1 protein-coding gene is annotated in these 1,187 nt (G+C 44.5%); it reads left to right on the plus strand.

The window, feature by feature from the left end; all coding sequences use genetic code 11:
* Nucleotides 1–1,187 (plus strand): hypothetical protein (locus tag A3750_RS25635; protein WP_197474789.1); only part of this gene is annotated, 1,187 nt, incomplete at both ends.

Raw genomic sequence — 1,187 nt, forward strand, 5'->3', positions numbered from 1 at the left:
GATAATACGCTTTATGTTGGCTTTGATGATGGTTTGGTTCGAGAGTACGATCTATCAGGAGCGACGCCTGCGTTCGTTAATGCGTTCACTTTACCTTCTGGCGAACCAGTAACCGCTGTTCTAGATCAGGGTTCTTACCTGATTGTAGAAAGCAACGATATTGGCGGAACATACACTCAGCATTTCTTTAATAAGACGAGCTATTCTCTTGAGTCGTCGTTAGTCGGTACCGTTTCAATTTCAAATGGTGTTTGGGATGATCCGGCAGTAAAGAGCAAGCTGTGGGTTTTAGAAGATCCAATTGTTTTTTCTGCTTATGAATTCCGCAATCCATCGTCAGCTTCGAGTCAAGTATCCCCACAAAATCTCAATCCAGATGGGTTAGATTTAGATGGCCCATTACTTGTGGATAACTCTCTTAGCAATAAAAGAATCCGTTTTGGGTCTGGTCACATCTATCTGCCTGCTACATCGCAATTCCTAGCAGCTAATGCAGAGAGTGAGCTTAAGTTCACTCAGGCGCTTCAAGTAGGCAGTACGGATCTGCAAACAGTTACCACTAATCGCCAACAGCAATTAGTCATAAAGTTTATTCCTGACCCGAACGCACCGAACGATTATTGGTCTTACACGCGAGATGGATTTGTACAGAACCCGATTGTTCTTATTGCCGCACAAGAAGATGCAGCGTTATTAAGCGCATATGATGATCCAAGTTCACCATCCACAGGCTACATAAAATTTTCGCGCTTCCAGGTCGGAGACAGTGATAGCGACAATATTCCTGGGTGGTATGAGGAATATGCCGGTTTTGATGATGCCAATGCGGGCGATGCAAATACAATGTTGGGTGGGCAAAGCGTGTTAGACAGCTTTGATGCATACCGTGATATCAGTAACTACCTTGTTGATAGCGACAGTGATGGCCTTAGCGATGGTCGAGAAGCGGATGAACTTAGCTCAGCGCTTGCTGGTTACAAGGTAGATTCGGATAACGATGGTTTGACCGATCAACAAGAATTGGAATTTGGCAGTGTTAACCCCGGATCCTGCCCGCTCGATCCAGATGAATTCAATAGCGACTCGGATCCTAATGATGTATCCGACGGTAATGAAGATTGTGATTCAGATGGGTTGACGAATTTGGAAGAGTTGAATCTTTATGGCACGGATATATTTGATGCTGA

Source organism: Oleiphilus sp. HI0079 (assembly GCF_001635105.1).